The sequence below is a fragment of the Erythrobacter sp. LQ02-29 genome, assembly GCF_022576075.2.
GTDB lineage: Bacteria > Pseudomonadota > Alphaproteobacteria > Sphingomonadales > Sphingomonadaceae > Alteriqipengyuania.
In genome coordinates this window covers 565,997-585,312 of the sequence record NZ_JANCNT010000001.1, presented here as the reverse complement: position 1 = coordinate 585,312, position 19,316 = coordinate 565,997, and the positions used below count along the sequence as shown (strand labels likewise).

Sequence of the window (19,316 nt, the reverse complement as noted above, 5' to 3'; positions counted from 1 at the left end):
GACCCCGACACGATGACAGACAGTGAGCGCGCCCGCCCGATGGGGATCGACCTGCCGACCGGCAACGATCCCGCCTCCATCCGCCGCCGGATCGAGGCGATGGAGCAATTGCTGGAACGCAGCTTCCGCGTGCCCGGCGTGAACTACCCGATCGGGCTCGATTCGATCGTCGGGCTGATTCCCGTGGTGGGCGATTTCGTGACCGCGGCGATGGGCGCCTATATCGTGTGGGAAGCGCGCAATCTCGGTCTGCCGAAGTGGAAGCTGTGGCGCATGGGCGGCCATATCGCCTTCGACACCGCGCTGGGCGCGGTGCCGCTGGTGGGCGATGCGTTCGACTTCCTCTATCGCTCCAACAGCAAGAACCTGAAGATCATCCGGAAGCATCTCGACAAGCATCATCCGGCCCAGCGCACGATCGATGGCTAGCATGATCGATGACTAGACCGGTTTCGCGCGCAACCAGGCCGCGCTAGGGCAACGGGCATGGCGAAACGCGACGTCACCTATTCCTCCTATCTCGATCTCGACCGCGTGCTCGCGGCGCAGCACCCGGTCTCGGGTGCCGACGACGAGATGCTGTTCATCATCGTCCACCAGGCGAGCGAGCTGTGGCTGAAGCTGTGCCTGCACGAATTGCAGCGCGCCCGGCGTTGCATCGTGGCGGACGATCTGCGGCCCAGCTTCAAGATGCTGGCCCGGGTTGCCCGCGCGCAGGGGCAGCTGATTCAGAGCTGGGATGTGCTCAGCACCATGACCCCGCACGATTATTCGCAGCTTCGCCCGCATCTGGGCGGATCGAGCGGGTTCCAGAGCGCGCAGTACCGCATGATGGAATTCCTCCTCGGCGGGCGCAATCCCGACATGGTGACCATGCACGAGGCGACGCCCGAGGTGGCCGCGGAATTGCGCGCCGAACTGGGCCGGCCGAGCCTGTACGAGGAATGCGTCCGGTTGCTGGCGCGGCGCGGCTTCGAAATTCCGGACGAGGTGTTCGACCGCGACCGGGAAAGCCCTTGGGAACGCAACGCGGCGGTGGAGGCCGCCTGGGCCGCGATCTACCGCGATCCCGAGGCCAACTGGGACCTGTACGAACTGGCCGAGAAGCTGGTCGATCTGGAATACCATTTCCAGCGCTGGCGCTTCGGCCACCTGAAAACGGTGGAGCGCATCATCGGCTTCAAGCGCGGGACCGGCGGCACGCCCGGCGTGCCCTATCTCGGCAAGGTGCTGGAGCAGGCCTTCTTCCCCGAACTGCTGAGCGTGAGGACGGCGTTGTGAGCATCAAGCGGAAAGGGGAGGGCTCATGACCGACAATATTCTCGCCCGCGCCCGCGAGATGGATGCCGCCGATCCGCTGGCCGAATTCCGCGACCGGTTCACGCTGCCCGACGGGGTGATCTATCTCGATGGCAACTCGCTCGGCGCTTTGCCGAAGGCGACGCCCGCGCGGCTGGAGGAGGTCGTGCGCGGCGAATGGGGCACCGGCCTGATCCGCAGCTGGAACGACGCCGACTGGATCGACATGCCCCGGCACGTGGGCGGCAAGATCGCCCCCCTGCTCGGTGCCTGGCCGCACGAGGTGATCGTCGCCGATTCGACCAGCGTGAACCTGTTCAAGCTGATCGCCGCCGCGCTGGAAATGCGGCCCGGTCGCAAGGTGATCCTCAGCGAACCGGGCAATTTCCCGACCGACATCTATATGATCGCGGGGCTGGAGCGGCAGGGCCTCGCCGAGCGGCGGCTGGCGGAGCGCGGAAGCATCGCCGGAGCGCTGGATGAAGACGTGTCGTTGCTCCTCCTCACCCACGCGCATTACAAGACCGGCGAGCTGTTCGACATGGCCGCGCTGACGAAGGCCGCGCACGATGCGGGCGCGCTGGTGCTGTGGGACCTGTCGCATTCGGGCGGCGCGCTGCCGGTCGATCTGAACGCGGCGCACGCGGATTTCGCGGTCGGCTGCGGCTACAAATATCTGAACGGCGGCCCAGGCGCGCCCGCTTACGCCTTCGTGGCGGAGCGACACCATGCGCAGCTCGCGCAGCCGCTGACCGGCTGGTTCGGCCATAACGACCCGTTCGACTTTACCGACGATTACGAGGCGGCGGGCGGGATCGAGCAATTGCTGTGCGGCACCCCGCCGATCCTCGGCCTCGCCGCGCTGGAGGTGGGGGTGGATCTCGTCGCGGAGATGGGAGTCGATCGCCTGCACGAAAAATCCATGGCGCTGTCCGAGGCGTTCCGCTCCTGCCTCGCCGCGCACGGTGTCGAGCTGGAACTCGTCAGCCCCGAGGACCCCGAACGGCGCGGCAGCCAATTGAGCTTCCGCCACGAGAACGCCTATGCCCTGTCGCAGGCCCTGATCGCGCGCGGCGTTATCGGCGACTTCCGCGCGCCCGACATCCTGCGGCTGGGCTTCGCACCCGCCTACCTCCGCTTCGAGGACATGGCCGAAGCCGCGCGCCACCTCGCCGAGGTGCTGGCGAGCGGCGAATGGCAGCGGCCCGAGTTCAATTGTCGGGCGGCGGTGACGTGATCCGCTAGACCACCGCCCGCGCCGCGATCGCCAGCAGGCTGAGCACGGCGATCGGGAACTGGGTCGGGCGCAGCCGCGCGAAGAAGGCGGGTGCGTTGCCACGCTTCGCCGCGCGGGTATCGAGCAGCGTTGCCAGCGCGAAGCCGAGCGCCAGCGCCATCACGCCCCACAGCGGCGGCAACAGCACGCCCAGCCCGGCGAGCACCACGTAAGGGATCATCGTCGCGATCTCGACCGGGGTGGAGGCACGCTCGCGCTCGAACGCGAAGCCGCGCCGGACGCCGGCGACGAAGGACAGGATGAGAGCACCCCACACCTGCGTCAGCCACAGCGCCAGCGCCTGCCACGCGGGCATGCCCAGCCACACGCCCAGCGCGCCCGCGACGAAGGGCAGCATCGGGCCGTAGCCGAATATGATGCTGGGGAGGGGGATAGTCTCGCGGTCGCTCATGCCGGTCTCAACCCATCGGGTCCGCAGCATGCCGCATGCAGGGCTTTGTGTCCGATATCGCCGAATGTGGGCAGCGGCGGTATGCGCGGCGCCAGACGAGGAACCGACGCATACCGCGCGCTCCGACCGTCAGGCGTAAGACAGGCCGGCGCTGCGAAGGCGGGGTTTGCGCGACCGCATGGCCCAGCCCAGAGCGCCAAAGCCGAGCAGCATCAGCGCCCAAGTAGCCGGCTCCGGCACGCCGCCGGCGGTGGCAGTGATTGCGGTGTTCGGCGTGGTCTGGAATCCAAACGAATTCAGTGTGGTGTTGGTCGTATACGCAAACCCGTAAAAGTAGTTGCCTGCCGATCCGACCCGCAAACCGAGGAAATTGTCGCCATTCGAATAGGGGGCCGCCGTGGCACGGGGAAAGGAGCCATATCCGCCCAGCGTCGAATCATCATAGGTGACTGTGCCGCGGTTGACGAAGTCGACCGAAGGGCTCCCGAAGACGTTGCGCACGGCTGCGTTGCCTCGGGTGGATACAGCGAGGGGCCCGAAGATATCGCCGGTGCCGCTGAAGGTGAAAGTGCCCCCCATGAAGCCGAAGCTCACCGGCGTGTCGCTGAAATCAGAGTTGAGCTTGACGATGAAGGGCGCTGCCTGCGCCGTGGTCGCGGTAAGGCCAAGCGCGAGCGCGCTCGTGGTGAGCAGGATCGCCCGGTTAATCGAAATCTTGCGCAAGGTCATTCTCCTGTTACCCGTCGGCTGCGATGGTTAACAGTTCCTTGGCGCGCGAGCCATCAAAGGCTCTTTGAAAACAAATCAAAATTCCGATGGAACGCAAGGGTGCGCTGATTGTTTTGAGCCGAACGCGCGCGTAATCCTGCATTCGCTGCCCGATTTATTCCTCCGGCTCGGTGTCCCAATAAAGCCTGCCGCGCCAGGTTTCGTGTGATTGGGTGGATAGCTCTGCCGTGCTGCTGCAATTGCCACCTGATGGGGCGGATCGCGCCGTCTGTTCATGCGCTTCTTCCTCCGCTGAGGGTAGCGCGGGGTCCTCGGCAACTTTCGCGCTCCCCACACCTTGCGCGTCGGTCTACGCGTTGCTGAGTATGGTCGGCGATGGCCGCTTTCCTACCCGGCCCAACGGCGATTAGCTACGCGTCATGTCTGCCGTAGCTCCTCCCGATCCGTTGCCGGAAGTTGACGCCGAACGTTCGGTTTCCCGTGACAAGCCCTTGAAGCTGAGCCGAAAATCCAAAAGTCGCAGTTTCGCAAAACACCCCCTTCGGTGTTCCACGCGTGCCGCGATCACTCCTCCAGCTCGATGTCCCAATAGAGCCAGTCGCGCCAGGTTTCGTGCAGGTAGTTGGGCGGATAGCTCTTGCCGTGCTGCTGCAATTGCCAGCTGGTCGGGCGGATCGGGTCGCAGGCGAGGTGCATGTGCGCCTGGCTTGGCGTGCGACCGCCCTTCTTCATGTTGCACGGGGCGCAGGCGGTGATGATGTTCTCCCACGTCGTCTTGCCGCCGAGGCGACGGGGCACGACATGGTCGAAGGTCAGGTGCTGCCCGCTGCCGCAATACTGGCAGGCGAACCGGTCGCGCAGGAACAGGTTGAAGCGGGTGAAGGCGGGGAATTCCGAATGCTTCACATAATCGCGCAGCGCGATCACGCTGGGGATCTTCATGTCGAGCGAGGGGCTGTGCACGCGCCGGTCGTAGCTTTCGACGATATCCACCCGGTCGAGGAACACCGCCTTGATCGCGGTCTGCCACGGCCACAGGCTGAGCGGATAATAGGACAGCGGCGTGTAGTCGGCGTTCAGCACCAGTGCGGGGCAGGCCGACAGATTGCACCCCGCATCCTCCGCCATGGTGCGGAAGCGGGACCGGTTTTCGATCAGATCGGACTTGAACACGGTGTGCGTCCCCAGCTGATTTCGATCAAAGCACCACTTGCGGCAAAAAGCGTCAAGCCTGTTACAGACATCCTATCCACAATGTTTTCCACTGTGCGCGAGTCGTCTTCGCAACACCGATGCCCCTGATATGACGATCGTTACCCGCTTCGCCCCCAGTCCCAACGGCCAGCTTCACTGGGGCCACGCCCTGTCCGCGATCACCGCGCACGATCTGGCGCGGGCGGAACTCGGCGGGCGCTTCCTGCTGCGGATCGAGGATATCGACGGCCCGCGCTCGCGCCCCGAACTGGCCGACGAGTTTCGCGAAGACCTCGCCTGGCTGGGGCTCGAATGGGAGGAGGTGCCGACGCAGGGGACCAGGATCGCCAGTTACGCGGCGGCGGCGGAGCGGTTGCGTGGGATGGGGCTGCTCTATCCGTGCGCCTGCACCCGGGCCGAAATCGCGGCGGCGGCGGAGCGGATCGGACCAGAAGGTCCCGTCTATCCCGGCACTTGCCGCCACCGCACCGGCGAACCCGAAGGACCCGTCGCCTGGCGGCTGGACGTGGCGCGGGCGCTGGAGCGCGCCGGGCCGCTTGCCTGGACCGACGCGATCGCGGGGGAGCAGCGCGCCGATCCGCTCGCCGCGGGCGATCCGGTGCTGGTGAGGAAGGGCCTGCCCGCCAGCTATCACCTCGCCGCGACGCTGGACGATGCGGCGGACGGAGTGACGCTGGTGACGCGGGGCATGGACCTGTTCGCCGCCTCGCACACGCACCGGCTGCTGCAGGCGCTGCTCGATCTGCCGGTGCCGCGCTGGCATCACCACCGGCTGCTGCTGGACGCGGAGGGGAAGAAGCTCGCCAAGCGCCGGGGGTCGAAGGCGTTGTCCGATCACCGCCGCGCGGGCGAGGACGGGCGGGCATGGGCGCAGCGGTTGCGCGCAGGGCGCTGGCCCGCTGGCATTTCGCTGCAGAATGCCTAGATAGAACCCATGACCGCTATCCTCATCATCGCCCTCGTGATCCTGATGGGCCTCGTCGTCTATTCGCTGGTTCGCGGGATCATCGCGTTTCTGCAAAGCACGCGGGAGGATCTGGAGGATCAGTCCAGCGATCGCGCGAGCGAGCTGCAGCTGATGCAGAACAAGATGATGTTCAACCGCATCAAGTATCAGGCGCTCGCCATCGTGGTGGTCGCGGTGTTGCTCGCGGTCGCCAGCTAGGCGCGCGCGCCTCCCCCCTTTCGCGACGTGGTCAAGCTCAACAGGATCTACACCCGCACCGGCGACGACGGCACGACCGGCCTTGTCGACGGCTCGCGCCGGCCCAAGCACGATGCGCGCATGGCCGCGATCGGTACGGTGGACGAGGCCAACTCGGCGCTCGGTTTCGCGATACGCAAGCTGTCGGGCGCGCCGGCGGACGATGTTCGCCGCATTCAGAACGACCTGTTCGATCTGGGCGCCGATCTCGCGACCCCGGCGGGCGAGGACGAGGATTTCGCGCCATCGGAAATGGTGTTGCGCATCGTCCCCGCGCAAGTCGACCGGCTGGAGCAGGGGATCGACCGGCTGAATGCCGATCTCGAACCGCTGACCAGCTTCATCCTGCCTGGCGGGACGGAGGCGGCGGCGCGCCTGCATCTGGCGCGCGGCACCGTGCGGCGGGCGGAACGCGACATGGCGGCGCTGGCGGCGGCGGAGCCCGTCAATCCGGCGGCGCTCGCCTACATCAACCGCCTGTCGGACTATCTGTTCACACTCGCCCGCGCCGCCAATGCCGATGCAGGCGGCGATCCGCTGTGGGTGCCGGGCGCCAATCGCTAGCGCGCACCCGCCAAACGAATTTAGGGGAATTACGATCATGAAGACGGTGGGAATCATCGGCGCGGGCCAGATGGGCTCCGGCATCGCGCAGACGGTCGCGGCGCACGGGATCGACGTGCTGCTGGCCGATATCGACCTCGCCACTGCCGAGAAGGCGAAGGCGGGCATCGCCAAGGGGCTGGACCGGCTGGTCGCCAAGGAGAAGATCGATCAGGCGGCGGCGAACGACACGCTGGCCCGCATCACTCCCGTCGCGGACTACGCCCCGATGGGCGAGGCCGAACTGATCGTCGAAGCCGCGACCGAGAAGGAAGCGATCAAGCAGACGATCTTCGAGAAGGCGGGCAAGGTGCTGGGCGAAGGCGCGATCATGGCCAGCAACACCAGCTCGATCCCGATTACCCGCATGGCGAACCACGCGCCCGATCCGGCGCGCTTCATCGGGCTGCATTTCTTCAATCCGGTGCCGGTGATGGGGCTGATCGAAGTCATCCCCGGCCTCGCTACCGCGCAAGAGACGACCGACCGGATGACCGCTTTCGCGCAAAGCCTGGGCAAGGAAGTGGTGCTGAGCCAGGACGAGCCCGGCTTCGTCGTCAATCGCATCCTGCTGCCGATGATCAACGAGGCGGTGTTCGTGCTGGGGCAGGGCACCGCCAGCATCGCCGATATCGACAAGGGCTGCCGGCTGGGTCTCAACCACCCGATGGGGCCGCTGCAGCTGGCAGATTTCGTCGGTCTCGACACCTGTCTGGAGATCGTGCGCGTGCTCCACGACACCACCGGCGACAGCAAGTATCGGCCCGCGCCGCTGCTGGTGAAATATGTCGAGGCGGGCTGGCTCGGCCGCAAGACGGGCCGGGGCTTCTACGATTATTCGGGCGAGGAGCCTGTACCGACTAGGTAGGCGGAACCGGGTCGCGAAGCCGCTCGTTCATGGGGCAAAGGAGATACCAGCATGAGCGAGGACCAGAAGACCACCCCCGACGTCGGCGAGAGCAAGGAAGCGCGCATGGCGGACCAGGCGCCCGAGATGCACAACGACGAGCAGGACGATCACCGCAGCCAGGCCCAGGAAGTCGCCGAGGAGGCGGAAGGGACCACCCGCGAGACGCGCAGTCCGACCGAGAGCGTGAAGGGTGACAACAAGTCGGGTCTGATGAACGATTCGACGCAGGACACGGTCGATCACATGCGCGACATGGAAAGCTCCGGCCGGATCGACATGGACGCCTATCGCGGCGAGCCCAATATGGACGACAACGAGGACAAGTACGGCCGGTCGAACAAGCTCGACAAGGAGCTGACTTCGGACGGCAGCGACGTCCCGGAGAGCTGATCGTCAGGCTAAGGCAAGCCCGTCGTTAAGGATCCACAGCCCGGCGACGAGCAACACCGCACCCAGGATCAGGCCATAGGATAGCAGCTTGAAGTTCGGCAGCGATGCCGGCTTCAAGTGGTGCGACGAAAGCTTGGCGAGGGTGATGCAGGCGCGCCGCTGAGCGACGAAGGCCAGCACCGCGCCGCCCATGATGAACGCGGTGGCGATCGCCTTTGCCAGCCAGGGCGGGTCGAACTCTCCGAACAGCGCGCTGAAGGCGACGCCGATGCCGATCGCGGCCAGCGCGGTGCGCAACCACCCGGCAAAGGTGCGCTCCACCGACATGATGTTGCGATCTTCGGCGAGGTCCGTTCGGACCTCCGCCCACTTCACCCGCGGATCGTCTTCCTCAGGATCGTCCTGTGCCATGGTCAACAGGCTAGCGCGCGCATGCGCTTTTACAATTGATGGATGTCAGTCCTCGCCCGCTTCGCGTTTCAATGCATAAAGCCGGTCCAGCGCCTCGCGCGGGCTCAGCGCATCGACGTCCAGCGCGCGCAGGGTTTCGCGCAAGCTGTCGCATTCCTCCTCCTGCGCCTTCAGCGCCGCGCTGAACAGGGGCAGGTCACCGAGCCCGGCCGCCAGCCCGCCGGTTTCGGCGCGTCCTTTCTCCAGTCTATCGAGGACCGATTTCGCCCGGGCGACCACTTCCTTCGGCAGGCCCGCCAGTTTGGCCACCGCCAGGCCGTAGCTGCGATCCGCCGGTCCCTCGGCCAGTTCGTGGAGGAGGACCAGATCGCCTTTCCACTCGCGCGCGCGGACATGGTGCAAGCTCAGCGCATCGCAGCTTTCGGCGAGCCGGGCGAGTTCGTGATAGTGCGTCGCGAACAGGCAGCGGCTGCGATTGGTCCCGTGCACCGCCTCGACCACCGCCCAGGCGAGCGCGAGCCCGTCATATGTGCTGGTCCCGCGCCCGACCTCGTCCAGGATCACGAAACTCCGCTCGGTCGCCTGGCTCAGGATCGCGGCGGTTTCCACCATCTCGACCATGAAGGTCGAGCGCCCGCGCGCCAGATTGTCGCTCGCGCCCACGCGGCTGAACAGGCGATCGACGATCCCGATCCGCGCTGCTTCGGCGGGCACGTAGCCGCCCGTCTGCGCCATCAGCACGATAAGCGCGTTCTGCCGCAGGAAGGTCGACTTGCCGCCCATATTCGGCCCGCCGATCAGCCACAGCCGGTCGTAGGGCGCGAGGCGGCAATCATTGGGCACAAACCGCTCGTTCCCGGCGGCGCGCAGCGCCTGCTCCACCACCGGATGTCGCCCGGCAGTGATCGCCAGCGCGGTGTCGTCGGTGATCTCTGGACGGCACCAGTTGCCCTCCGCTGCGCGTTCGGCCTGCCCCGCCGCGACATCCAACCGGGCGATCGCACCCGCGGTCGCCGCGATCGCCTCGCGTGCCTCGCAGACGGTATCCACCAGCTCCTCGAAATGCGATTCCTCGGCCGCCAGCGCCCGCCCGCCCGCTTCGGAAATGCGGCTCGCTTCCTCATGCAATTGCAGCGAGTTGAACCGGACCGCACCCGCCATGGTCTGCCGGTGGATGAACCCGCTGTCGGGGGCCATCAGCGGATCGGCATGCTTGCTCGGCACCTCGATGAAATAGCCGAGCACGCCGTTATGCTTGATCTTGAGCGCGGCAATGCCGGTCTCGTCGCGATAGCGCGCTTCCATCGCCGCGATCGCCCGGCGGGCATTACCCGAAACCTCGCGCAATTCGTCCAGCGCGGCGTCGTACCCTTGCGCGATATAGCCGCCGTTCTGCCGCTCCGTCGGCGGGGAGGGGACCAGCGCGCGCTCGAGATGATCGACCAGCGCCCCATGGCCGCCCAGCTTCGGCAGCGACGCCTCCAGCAGCGCGGGCCGGTCGGCCTGTTGGCCGAGATGGTCGCGGATGCGGCGCGCTTCGCCCAGCCCGTCGCGGATCTGCCCTAGATCGCGCGGACTGCCACGTCCCGCCACCAGCCGCCCCAGCGCGCGGGCGAGATCGGGCACGGCGCGCAACACCCCGCGCAGATCGGCGCGCAGCAGCGGATCGTCGTGGAGGAACCGCACCAGCGCCAGCCGATCCTCGATCCGGACGCGATCGGTGAGCGGCGCGGCGAGATCCTCCGCCAGCAGCCGCGCACCCGCGCCGGTGGAACAGCGGTCGATCGCGGCGAGCAGGCTCCCCTCGCGCCCACCCTTCGCCCCGGCGATAATCTCCAGGCTGCTGCGCGTCGCCGCGTCCATCGCCAGGTGCGCTTCGCCCTGCGCCGCTTCCGGCAGCAGCAGGAATGGCAGCGTGCCGCGCCCGGCGTGCTCGAGATAGGCGAGCAGCCCGCCCCCCGCTGCCAGCATCGCCCGGGTGAAGCCGCCGAACCCGTCGAGCGTCGCCACGCCATGCAGCGCCTTCAGCCGCGCTTCGCCGCTATCGCTGGCGAAGTCCGCATCGGGCCGCACGATCGCGTCTTCCACCGGAGCATCGAAGCCGTCGGGCAAGACCACCTCGCGCGCGCCGATCCGGGCGAGTGCCGCTTCCACGGCTTCGGGCGCGCACTCCTCCAGCACCATGCGCCCGGTCGAAATGTCGCAATGGGCGAGGCCCACCCGCCCGCGTACCTCGCACAACGCGGCGAGCGTGTTGGCGCGGCGCGGTTCGAGCAGCGCGTCCTCGGTCAGCGTGCCCGCGGTGACGAAGCGCACGATGTCGCGCGCAACCAACGCCTTGGACACGGGCGAGCCCTCGCGCTTCGCGCGCTCCTTAGCTTCGTCGGGCGTTTCGACCTGTTCCGCGATGGCGACCCGGCACCCGGCGCGGATCAGGCGCGCGAGATAGCTTTCCGCCGAATGGACCGGCACGCCGCACATCGGCACCGGCTCCCCACCGTGTTCGCCGCGGCTGGTCAGCGCGATGTCGAGCACCCCGGCGGCGCGCTTGGCGTCGTCGAAGAACAGCTCGAAGAAATCGCCCATGCGATAGAACAGCAGGCAATCGCCCGCTTCGCGTTTTAGGGCGAGGTACTGCTCCATCATCGGGGTCGCCCCGCTGTTCTTCGAACCGGCCATCGTGGACCTGCCTAGCGGGTGGGGATTCGATTCGGGAAGCGTCGCGCCGATCCTATCCCCGCCGGTGCTTTACCCTATCGCTGCGTGGGAAGTGACGTTAGGGCACGGCCTGAAGGAGCAGACCTTGGCCGACGATAAACAGACCGACTTCACGACGCGCGAAGCGTTGTTCTACCACGAGACCATCCGCCCCGGTAAGATCGAGATCGTCGCATCCAAGCCGATGGCGACGCAGCGCGACCTGAGCCTGGCCTATTCGCCCGGCGTCGCGGCACCGGTTCAGGCGATCGCCGACGATCCGTCGAACGCGGCGAAATACACCGCGCGCTCCAATCTCGTCGCGGTCATTTCCAACGGCACCGCGATCCTGGGCATGGGCAATCTCGGCGCGCTGGCGTCCAAGCCGGTGATGGAAGGCAAGGCGGTCCTGTTCAAGCGCTTCGCCGACGTCGATTCGATCGACATCGAACTCGATACCGAGGACCCGGACAAGTTCATCGAGGCGGTCGCGCTGATGGAGCCGAGCTTCGGCGGCATCAATCTGGAGGACATCGCCGCACCCGAATGCTTCATCATCGAGCAGGCGCTGCGCGAGCGCATGAACATCCCCATCATGCACGACGACCAGCACGGCACCGCGATCATCGCAGCGGCGGGCCTGATCAACGCCTGTCATCTGACGGGTCGGGAGCTCAAGGACTGCCGCATGGTGGTGAACGGCGCGGGCGCGAGCGCGCTCGCCTGTACTGCGCTGATCAAGGCGCTGGGCATTCCGGGCGACCAGGTGATCGTGTGCGACCGGCAGGGCCCGATCTATCCGGGGCGCGAAGACGTGGATCAGTGGAAAAGCGCGCATGCGGTGGAAACCGAGGCGCGGACGCTGGAAGAGGCGCTGGATGGGGCCGACATTTTCCTCGGCCTGTCCGCCGCCGGGGCGCTGAAGCCCGAATGGGTGGAGAAGATGGCCGATCAGCCGATCATCTTCGCGATGGCGAACCCGGTGCCCGAAATCATGCCCGACGATGCCAAGCGGGTCCGCCCCGACGCCATCATCGCAACCGGCCGGTCGGACTATCCCAACCAGGTCAACAACGTGCTGGGCTTCCCCTTCATCTTCCGCGGCGCGCTCGACGTGCGGGCGACCGCGATCAACGAGGAAATGAAGATCGCTGCGGCCGAAGCGATCGCCAGCCTTGCGCGCGAGCGCGTGCCGGACGAGGTCGCGGCCGCCTACGGCGTCAACCACCAGTTCGGGCAGGATTACATCATTCCCGCGCCGTTCGACCCGCGCCTGATGGAGGTGGTCTCCTCCGCCGTTGCCAAGGCGGCAATGGATTCGGGCGTGGCGCAGGACGCGATCGAGGATTTCGACGCCTATCGCCTCTCGCTCAAGTCGCGGCTCAACCCGACCACGTCGGTCCTCACCCGCGCCTACGAGGATGCGCGCGCCAACCCCAAGCGAGTCGTCTTCGCAGAGGCCGAGGAGGACGTGGTGCTGCGCGCGGCGATCCAGTTCCGCGATTTCGGCTATGGCACCCCGGTGCTGGTGGGCCGGACCGACGCGGTGAAGGAGCAGCTTGCCGCGCTGGCGGTCGACGATATCGACGCGTTCGAGATCCAGAACTCGCGCGATAGCGAACATGTGCCGGCAATGGTCGACTATCTGTACGAACGGCTCCAGCGGCGCGGCTATACCGAGCGCGACGTGCGCCGGATGGTCAACCAGGAACGCAACGTGTTCGCAGCGCTGTTGCTCGTGCTGGGCAAGGGCGATGCGATGATCACGGGCGTGACGCGACCCTTCGCGCAGAGCCTGCGGGAGATATCCCGCGTGCTGGACGCGAAGCCGGGCGCGACGCCGTTCGGCATCCACATGCTGATCGGCAAGAACCACACCACCTTCCTCGCCGACACCACCATCAACGAGCGGCCGACCTCGGAACAGCTCGTCTACATCGCGAAGGAAACCGCCGCAGTGGCGCGGCGCATGGGCCACACGCCGCGCGTCGCCTTCCTCTCCTACTCCACCTTCGGCAACCCGTCGGGCCAGTGGCTCGGGAATATCCGCGAGGCGGTGCACCTGCTCGACGAGGACGAGAGCGTCACCTTCGAATACGAAGGCGAAATGGCGCCCGACGCCGCGCTCAACCCGAAGGTCATGGCACTCTATCCGTTCAGCCGCCTGTCCGGCCCCGCCAACGTGCTGATCATGCCGGGGCTGCAATCGGCGAACCTGTCGGCGAAGCTGCTGCGCGAACTGGGCGGCGACGCGACGATCGGTCCGATGACGATCGGTTCGGAAAAGCCGGTGCAGATCGCCCCGATGACGGCGATTGCGCCCGACATTCTCACGCTGGCGGTGCTCGCCGCGGCGGGCGTGGTCGGGTAAACCGGGCGGGGGCTGCCTAGAACGGCAGCTCCTCGCCCGAATAGTCGACGAAGCGATAGCCGCCTTCGGCATTCTCGATCACGTCGGCGAGGCCCGCGGCGCTTTCCTCGACCGTGATTTTCGCATGGGGTCCGCCCATGTCGGTCTGCACCCATCCGGGATGTAGCGAGCGCACCGCGATGCCGCGTGGATTGGCCTGCTGCTCCGCGATCCCCTTCGCCAGCATGTTCTGCGCCACCTTGCTGGTGCGATAGAGCTCGTACCCGCCAGATGAATCGGCGATCGAACCCATGCGCGAGGTCATCAGGCCCAGCGTACCGCCGTCCTTCACCAGCGGTAGCAGCTTGTGCGCCAGCCGCGCCGGGCCGAACGCGTTGGTCATCATGACATGCGCGACCTCGTCGGCGCTCGCCTGCCCCGCGGACTGGTGGGAAGCGCCCGATATGCCGGCATTGACGATTATCGCGTCGAGCGCGCCTTCGCCGAACTTGCCCTTCAGCCCTTCGTAACTGTCGGGCTGCGTCACATCGACCGTCACGATCTCGATGCGCGGTCGGTGTTCCTCGGCCGCGTCGTGCAGCGCGTCGCCTTCGCTGCGTTCGCTGGCGAAGACCTTCCAGCCGCGCTGCGCGAATTCCCGCGCAAGGCCCAGGCCGATGCCGCGCGAGGCCCCGATGATGAGGATTGTCCTGTCGTCTGCCATCTGTCGTCGTCCTTCCGCCGCCTCAACCGGGCAGCATCACCGTTTTCAGGTTCATGAATTCGTGCAGGCCGAACCGGGCGAGTTCGCGCCCATGGCCGGACCGCTTGACGCCGCCGAAGGGCGCCTCGGGGGCCGAGGCGAGGAACTGGTTCACCGCGGTCATCCCCGCCTCGATATCGCGCACGAAGCGTTCGCGCTCTTCGTCGTCATTGGTCCATACCGAGGAGCCGAGTCCGAAGGGGATCGCGTTGGCGATGCGGATCGCGTCGTCGATATCCTTCGCGCGATAGAGCTGCGCGACGGGGCCGAAAATCTCTTCCTCTGCGGTCTCGCTGTCCAGCGGCACATCGGTCAAGATACCGGCGCTGATGTAGGCTCCCGGGTCATCGGTCGTCTCGCCGCCGAACAGCAGCTTCGCCCCTTCGTCTTGCGCGGTCTTGAGCTGGTCGAGCACCGTATCGAGCTGCTCCTGGCTGGAAAGCGGCCCCATGTCGGTATCGTCCTCGAAGGGGTCGCCCGCCGTCACATCCTTCATCGCGGCGCTGAACCGGTCGAGGAAGCCGTCGTAGATATCCGTGTGGACGATCATCCGCTTGCCGCAGATGCACGACTGCCCGGTGTTCTGGATACGCGCCTTGACCGCCTGCTCCACTGCCTCGTCCATGTCGGCGCTGGGCATGACGATGAACGGATCGGAGCCTCCGAGTTCCAGGACGACCTTCTTCAGATATTTGCCGCATTGCTGCGCCACCGCACGACCCGCGCCCTCGCTGCCGGTCACGGTCGCGGCGACCACGCGCTCGTCGGCGAGGATGTCGGCCACGGGGTCCGAGGAGATGGCGAGGTTCTGAAACACGCCCTCGGGCGCGCCCGCCTCGATCATCATCTCCTCCATCAGCGCGGCGGTGCCCTGCACGATGCTCGCATGCTTCAGCAGTCCGACATTGCCCGCCAGGATCGTCGGCGCGAGGAAGCGCACGACCTGCCAATAGGGGAAGTTCCATGGCATTACCGCCAACACCGGACCTTGGGGCAGCCACCGCCCTTCGGCGCGCCCGCCATCGCCCAGCTGCCAGGAAAGCGGTTCGAGCATCGGCGCGCCTTCCTGCGCATAATGCCGGAACAGCTTGGCGCATTTCTGCACCTCGGCTCGGGCGGAGGCGATGGTCTTGCCCATTTCCAGCGTCGCCTGCCGCGCCAGCTTCTCCTCGTTCGCCTCGTAGGTCTCGGCTAGCTTTTCGAGCAGCTCGGTCCGCCGCTCGATCGGGGACAGGCGCCATTCGCCGAACGCGACCGTCGCCGTCGCCAGCTTCGCCTCGATCTCGTGCCTGGTCAGCTCTTCGTATCGGTCGAGTTCTTCGCCGGTGGCCGGGTTGCGGGTGGTGATCATGGGACGCTCCTGATGAATGGGGAGGGCGCGAGTGGCCCTTCATCCCTTCAGCGCGGGTCGGCGCGAAGCGTTCCGACGATCGATGCCTCCGCCCCTCAGGCACCCCGCTGCGTATAATCGATCCTGATCCGGACCCAACTCCCCACGAGGGAGCGGCCGCCGATCCGCGGCGGGCGGACCTTGAACTGCCACGCCGCGGCCAGGATCGCGCGGTCGATGTTCGATCCTTGCGGGGACTCGCCCAGTGCGACGCAGTTCTCTACGCGGAACTGCGGTGCGGTCTTGCACGCGATCATGCCCCAGCCCGGCCCGCTTGCGGTCGAGAGGTAACCGGCGAGTTCGTCGTGAGTCGGCTCGCGATACCAGCGCGCGGCATACATCGGCTGCCCGTCGGGCGCGGTTCCGACCAAGGGGGTGTCGTTCGAAATGCTGCTGGCCGTGGCGCCCAGCATCGGCCCCTGCATCGCACCCATCTTCACCTGCGGTTTGGGACGTTGCGGGGGCGGGCTGGACGGTTGAGGCTCGGGCGCCGGGGCGGAAGGTTGCGCGAGAGGGACGTCGGGTAGGGTCAACGCGGGCTTGCGCTGCGGCGGTGCGGGCGCAACCGGCTGCGGACGATCGCTCGATGAGGCGGCCTGGGAAGGCTCAGGCTTCGCCGCTTCGGCCTCCGCTTGCGGCTGTTCGGGCTTCGGGGCAGAAACGTCGAACGCGGTCACCGCCTCCAGCGGCGGCTTGGGCGGGGGCTCGCCGCGACCCAGCGTCAGCAGGAGCAGGATGATCAGCAATTCCGCCACGATCGCCGCGACGATGCCCAGCGTGCGCCGCCCGAAGCGATCGATCAGCCGCTCGACCAGCGGGTTCTGCGTCACGAAAGCGAGGTCGAAGGTCATGCTATTCCAATTCGGGGGCCTCAGCGCCGACGGTAGCGGAAGTACCACACCTCGTGCTCGAAGACATTGCGCGCTTTCGCTTCGTAGCGGGTTTCGGGCCAGCCGCCGGGGCGGCGCTGCCAGCTCTTCGGCCCTTCGACCAGCCAGTCGAATTCATCGGTGAAGCGGCGCATCACCATCAGCGCGTGGCGCAGGTAGATGGCGTGGTCGGTGCCGAAGCGGAATTCGCCGCCCGGCTTCAGCTTGTCGGCGATCATCCGCACCGGCCCGTCGTTCACCATCCGCCGCTTCGCATGGCGCGCCTTGGGCCACGGGTCGGGATGGAGCAGATAGACGAAGCTGAGCGAACCGTCCGGAATGCGATCGAGCACCTGCAGCGCGTCCCCCATATGCAAGCGCACATTGCGCAGCGGCCCGTTGCCCTCCGGCCCGTCGCGCACATGGGTCAGCGCCTGCGCCACCCCGTTGACGAAGGGCTCCGCGCCGATGAAGCCGTGATCGGGCAGCATGTCGGCGCGGTATGCGAGATGCTCGCCCCCGCCGATGCCGATCTCGAAATGCAGCGGCGCCGCTTGGCCGAACAGCCGCTCCGCCGTCACTTCGCCGTCCTCTGGCACCGCAACCTGCGGCAGCAATTTGTCGAGCAGGTCCTGCTGGCTCGCGCGCAGCGCCTTGCCTTTCGAGCGGCCGTACAGGCGGTTGAGCGTCGTGGGATCGCCGGGTTTGTTCGCGGACATGGGCGTGGCCGCTAGAACGCGGGACGGGCTGTTGTCTAGGCTCGCCGACCATTGACCGTTGCGGGCGGCCCATGCAGTGCTCGCACGTTCGCTCTCCAGCAGAAAGGCCCGCGCGCCCCATGGCAGTTCCCTCCCTCCGCCCGTTTCTGTCCGCGCTCACGCTGGTATGCGTCGCCACGCCCGCCGCGGCGCAGTACGATCCGCAGGCCGCCTTCGCCCCGTTCGAGAAAGATCTGCCGGTCACGGTCTATCATGCGTCGGACGGGACGCCGGGCCCGCAATACTGGCAGAACCGCGCCGATTACACGATCAATGCCACGCTCCACCCCGATGCGACCGCGCCCACGCTGACGGGCGAAGAGCTGATAACCTACACCAACAACAGCCCGGGACCGCTCGATTCGCTGTGGCTGCAGCTCGATCAGAACATCTACAAGGACCGCAGCCGGGCCGTGTTCGCGGGCGGCGGGGCGTCGCGCGGCCAGACAGATGGCATGGTGCTCGACCGGGTCGAGGTGGAGCGGGACGGTCGCACGGTCGCGGCGAAATATCTGGTCGACGATACGCGGTTGCAGATCATGCTGCCCGAAAGCCTCGCCGGCGATGGCGGCACGATCCGCGTCCGCATCGCGTGGCACTTCACCATTCCGGGCACGTGGGGTGGCCGGATGGGCTGGGGCCAGGTGAAGGGCGGGACGATGTACGACCTTGCCCAATGGTATCCGCGCATGGGGGTCTACGACGATGTGCGCGGATGGGATACCGCGCCCTTCATCGGGCAGGAATTCTACCTCGAATACGGCGATTTCGACTATTCCGTCACTGTGCCCGCCAGCATGATCGTTGCCGGGACCGGCGAACTGATGAATCCGGGCGAGGTGCTGACGAAGCGCCAGCAGGAGCGGCTGGCAAAGGCGCGTACCAGCGATGCCACGGTGATGATCCGCACGCCCGCCGAAGTGGCCGATCCGGCGAGCCGGCCCCAGCGGGGCGGCGATCTGACTTGGCATTTCCGCATGGCGAACACGCGCGACGTCGCCTTTTCCGCCTCGCCCGACTACGCGTGGGACGCGGCGCGGATCAATTTGCCGGGCGGCAAGTCGTCGCTCGCGATGTCGGTCTATCCGCCGCAGGCTGCCGGGGCCGACGGCTGGGCGCGCTCGACCGAATATCTGAAGGACACGATCGAGAACTTCTCGCGCCGGTGGTATCCCTATCCCTGGCCCACCGCGGTCAATGTCGGCGGCGCGCAGAGCGGAATGGAATATCCCGGTCTCGCCTTCGACGGGGCGGATACGCCCGATACCATGCTGTTCTGGCTGACCGCGCACGAGCTGGGCCATTCGTGGTTCCCCACGATCGTCGGCTCGGACGAGCGGCGTCATGCGTGGATGGACGAAGGGCTCAACACCTTCATCGATGTCTACGAGTCGGAGGATTTCAACGATGGCGAATTCGCGCCGAAGCGCGACGGCGAATACGCGCCTGGGGGCGGCAATCCGGTGGACGAGATCCTGCCGCTGCTGCAGGATGCCGACGCGCCGCCGATACTTGCGCGGACCGACACGATCGTAGAGAAATACCGCCACCCGCTGACCTACTTCAAGACCGCGCTGGGGCTGGTCCTGCTGCGCGAGGAGATTCTGGGGCCCGAACGGTTCGATCCGGCCTTCCGCCGCTATATCGATGCCTGGGCGTACAAGCATCCCAAGCCGGCGGACTTCTTCCGCGCTATGGAAAGCGGGGCGGGCGAGGACCTGTCCTATTTCTGGCGCGGCTGGTTTGCCAACAACTGGGCACTCGACCTGGGTGTGGACGCGATCGAGGCGGGCCCGGACGGGGCGACAACGATCACGGTCGGCAGCCACGATCGGCTGGTTATGCCCGCGACGCTGCGGGTTGCCTATGCCGACGGCAGTCAGGAGGACATTCGCCTGCCCGCCGATAGCTGGATCCGGAACAGCGCCACCGCGGTCACGATCCCGGCAGGCAAAACGCTCGTCAGCGCGACGATCGACCCCGACCACAAGCTGCCCGACGCGAACCGTGCCAACGACACGGCTGCCATGGGCGGCTGAT

Annotated in this window: 19 protein-coding genes; 10 read left to right on the top strand and 9 right to left on the bottom strand. The window is 66.8% G+C overall.

Translation table 11 applies throughout. From position 1 onward, the window contains the following. Window positions 1-12 precede the first annotated feature (12 nt). From MKP08_RS02815 to kynU, 3 genes are read left to right on the top strand one after another with little or no spacing between them, the layout of a single operon-like run. On the top strand, window positions 13-429 hold the full coding sequence (locus MKP08_RS02815; RefSeq protein ID WP_241554791.1) for a DUF4112 domain-containing protein: 417 nt from the start codon (window positions 13-15) through the stop codon (window positions 427-429). A gap of 57 nt (window positions 430-486) precedes the next feature. Continuing rightward, window positions 487-1,281: a tryptophan 2,3-dioxygenase gene (locus MKP08_RS02810; RefSeq protein ID WP_241554790.1), complete on the top strand. Its 795-nt coding sequence runs from the start codon at window positions 487-489 to the stop codon at window positions 1,279-1,281. Between the two features lie 25 nt (window positions 1,282-1,306). Beyond that, window positions 1,307-2,536 carry a kynureninase gene (gene kynU / locus MKP08_RS02805; RefSeq protein ID WP_241554789.1) on the top strand — a complete coding sequence of 410 codons (1,230 nt, stop codon included), beginning with the start codon at window positions 1,307-1,309 and terminating at the stop codon, window positions 2,534-2,536. 4 nt (window positions 2,537-2,540) lie between these two features. On the opposite strand, the gene MKP08_RS02800 is transcribed toward kynU, so the two are convergent. The 3 genes from MKP08_RS02800 to MKP08_RS02790 all read right to left on the bottom strand — a co-directional run bounded on the left by MKP08_RS02800 (window position 2,541) and on the right by MKP08_RS02790 (window position 4,844). After that, window positions 2,541-2,987: a DUF3429 domain-containing protein gene (locus MKP08_RS02800; protein ID WP_241554788.1), complete on the bottom strand. Its 447-nt coding sequence runs from the start codon at window positions 2,985-2,987 to the stop codon at window positions 2,541-2,543. A gap of 129 nt (window positions 2,988-3,116) precedes the next feature. After that, window positions 3,117-3,710, bottom strand: a complete 594-nt coding sequence (locus tag MKP08_RS02795; RefSeq protein ID WP_241554787.1) for a PEPxxWA-CTERM sorting domain-containing protein — start codon at window positions 3,708-3,710, stop codon at window positions 3,117-3,119. Between the two features lie 570 nt (window positions 3,711-4,280). Beyond that, entirely contained in the window at window positions 4,281-4,844 is a 564-nt protein-coding gene (locus tag MKP08_RS02790; RefSeq protein ID WP_241555516.1) for an HNH endonuclease, read from the bottom strand. A 175-nt stretch (window positions 4,845-5,019) separates the two neighbouring features. On the opposite strand from MKP08_RS02790, the gene gluQRS reads away from it, so the two are divergent. The 5 genes from gluQRS to MKP08_RS02765 are packed head-to-tail and all read left to right on the top strand — an operon-like array spanning window position 5,020 to window position 8,038. After that, complete coding sequence (gluQRS, locus tag MKP08_RS02785; RefSeq protein WP_241554786.1) at window positions 5,020-5,856, top strand: tRNA glutamyl-Q(34) synthetase GluQRS; 837 nt, start codon at window positions 5,020-5,022, stop codon at window positions 5,854-5,856. Window positions 5,857-5,865: 9 nt separating this feature from the next. Beyond that, window positions 5,866-6,096: an HIG1 domain-containing protein gene (locus tag MKP08_RS02780; RefSeq protein ID WP_241554785.1), complete on the top strand. Its 231-nt coding sequence runs from the start codon at window positions 5,866-5,868 to the stop codon at window positions 6,094-6,096. 27 nt (window positions 6,097-6,123) lie between these two features. Continuing rightward, entirely contained in the window at window positions 6,124-6,699 is a 576-nt protein-coding gene (locus MKP08_RS02775) for a cob(I)yrinic acid a,c-diamide adenosyltransferase (protein ID WP_241554784.1), read from the top strand. A 37-nt stretch (window positions 6,700-6,736) separates the two neighbouring features. After that, complete coding sequence (locus tag MKP08_RS02770) at window positions 6,737-7,606, top strand: 3-hydroxyacyl-CoA dehydrogenase NAD-binding domain-containing protein (RefSeq protein WP_241554783.1); 870 nt, start codon at window positions 6,737-6,739, stop codon at window positions 7,604-7,606. Between the two features lie 51 nt (window positions 7,607-7,657). Further along, the gene (locus tag MKP08_RS02765; RefSeq protein WP_241554782.1) at window positions 7,658-8,038 is read left to right on the top strand and encodes a hypothetical protein; all 381 of its coding nucleotides are present in this window, start codon (window positions 7,658-7,660) and stop codon (window positions 8,036-8,038) included. A gap of 3 nt (window positions 8,039-8,041) precedes the next feature. Here the strand turns inward: MKP08_RS02765 and MKP08_RS02760 are convergent, their stop codons facing one another. Further along, window positions 8,042-8,449 (bottom strand): YidH family protein, encoded by a 408-nt coding sequence (locus tag MKP08_RS02760; RefSeq protein ID WP_241555515.1) that lies wholly within the window; start codon window positions 8,447-8,449, stop codon window positions 8,042-8,044. 45 nt (window positions 8,450-8,494) lie between these two features. Beyond that, window positions 8,495-11,095, bottom strand: a complete 2,601-nt coding sequence (mutS, locus tag MKP08_RS02755; protein WP_373418094.1) for a DNA mismatch repair protein MutS — start codon at window positions 11,093-11,095, stop codon at window positions 8,495-8,497. Between the two features lie 157 nt (window positions 11,096-11,252). On the opposite strand from mutS, the gene MKP08_RS02750 reads away from it, so the two are divergent. After that, entirely contained in the window at window positions 11,253-13,517 is a 2,265-nt protein-coding gene (locus MKP08_RS02750) for an NADP-dependent malic enzyme (RefSeq protein ID WP_215229569.1), read from the top strand. Between the two features lie 16 nt (window positions 13,518-13,533). Here MKP08_RS02750 and MKP08_RS02745 read toward each other — a convergent pair whose 3' ends face one another. From MKP08_RS02745 to MKP08_RS02730, 4 genes are all read right to left on the bottom strand, one after another. Continuing rightward, complete coding sequence (locus MKP08_RS02745) at window positions 13,534-14,220, bottom strand: SDR family NAD(P)-dependent oxidoreductase (RefSeq protein WP_241554780.1); 687 nt, start codon at window positions 14,218-14,220, stop codon at window positions 13,534-13,536. A 22-nt stretch (window positions 14,221-14,242) separates the two neighbouring features. Next, window positions 14,243-15,610: an NAD-dependent succinate-semialdehyde dehydrogenase gene (locus MKP08_RS02740; RefSeq protein ID WP_241554779.1), complete on the bottom strand. Its 1,368-nt coding sequence runs from the start codon at window positions 15,608-15,610 to the stop codon at window positions 14,243-14,245. Between the two features lie 95 nt (window positions 15,611-15,705). Further along, window positions 15,706-16,500 carry a hypothetical protein gene (locus MKP08_RS02735; RefSeq protein ID WP_215229572.1) on the bottom strand — a complete coding sequence of 265 codons (795 nt, stop codon included), beginning with the start codon at window positions 16,498-16,500 and terminating at the stop codon, window positions 15,706-15,708. Between the two features lie 20 nt (window positions 16,501-16,520). After that, window positions 16,521-17,237 carry a tRNA (guanosine(46)-N(7))-methyltransferase TrmB gene (locus tag MKP08_RS02730; protein ID WP_241554778.1) on the bottom strand — a complete coding sequence of 239 codons (717 nt, stop codon included), beginning with the start codon at window positions 17,235-17,237 and terminating at the stop codon, window positions 16,521-16,523. Window positions 17,238-17,356: 119 nt separating this feature from the next. Between MKP08_RS02730 and MKP08_RS02725 the strand changes: the two genes are divergently transcribed. Continuing rightward, window positions 17,357-19,315, top strand: coding sequence for a M1 family metallopeptidase (locus tag MKP08_RS02725; protein ID WP_241554777.1), 1,959 nt, complete (start codon window positions 17,357-17,359; stop codon window positions 19,313-19,315). Window position 19,316: the final 1 nt, after the last annotated feature.

Coding starts and splice junctions, on each gene's coding strand:
- MKP08_RS02745 (WP_241554780.1), bottom strand. CDS start 14,220: ATGGCAGACGACAGGACAATCCTCATCATCGGGGCCTCGCGCGGCATC.
- MKP08_RS02810 (WP_241554790.1), top strand. CDS start 487: ATGGCGAAACGCGACGTCACCTATTCCTCCTATCTCGATCTCGACCGC.
- MKP08_RS02730 (WP_241554778.1), bottom strand. CDS start 17,237: ATGTCCGCGAACAAACCCGGCGATCCCACGACGCTCAACCGCCTGTAC.
- MKP08_RS02770 (WP_241554783.1), top strand. CDS start 6,737: ATGAAGACGGTGGGAATCATCGGCGCGGGCCAGATGGGCTCCGGCATC.
- mutS (WP_373418094.1), bottom strand. CDS start 11,095: ATGATGGAGCAGTACCTCGCCCTAAAACGCGAAGCGGGCGATTGCCTG.
- MKP08_RS02760 (WP_241555515.1), bottom strand. CDS start 8,449: ATGGCACAGGACGATCCTGAGGAAGACGATCCGCGGGTGAAGTGGGCG.
- gluQRS (WP_241554786.1), top strand. CDS start 5,020: ATGACGATCGTTACCCGCTTCGCCCCCAGTCCCAACGGCCAGCTTCAC.
- MKP08_RS02735 (WP_215229572.1), bottom strand. CDS start 16,500: ATGACCTTCGACCTCGCTTTCGTGACGCAGAACCCGCTGGTCGAGCGG.
- MKP08_RS02800 (WP_241554788.1), bottom strand. CDS start 2,987: ATGAGCGACCGCGAGACTATCCCCCTCCCCAGCATCATATTCGGCTAC.
- MKP08_RS02780 (WP_241554785.1), top strand. CDS start 5,866: ATGACCGCTATCCTCATCATCGCCCTCGTGATCCTGATGGGCCTCGTC.
- kynU (WP_241554789.1), top strand. CDS start 1,307: ATGACCGACAATATTCTCGCCCGCGCCCGCGAGATGGATGCCGCCGAT.
- MKP08_RS02815 (WP_241554791.1), top strand. CDS start 13: ATGACAGACAGTGAGCGCGCCCGCCCGATGGGGATCGACCTGCCGACC.
- MKP08_RS02790 (WP_241555516.1), bottom strand. CDS start 4,844: ATGGCGGAGGATGCGGGGTGCAATCTGTCGGCCTGCCCCGCACTGGTG.
- MKP08_RS02725 (WP_241554777.1), top strand. CDS start 17,357: ATGGCAGTTCCCTCCCTCCGCCCGTTTCTGTCCGCGCTCACGCTGGTA.
- MKP08_RS02740 (WP_241554779.1), bottom strand. CDS start 15,610: ATGATCACCACCCGCAACCCGGCCACCGGCGAAGAACTCGACCGATAC.
- MKP08_RS02765 (WP_241554782.1), top strand. CDS start 7,658: ATGAGCGAGGACCAGAAGACCACCCCCGACGTCGGCGAGAGCAAGGAA.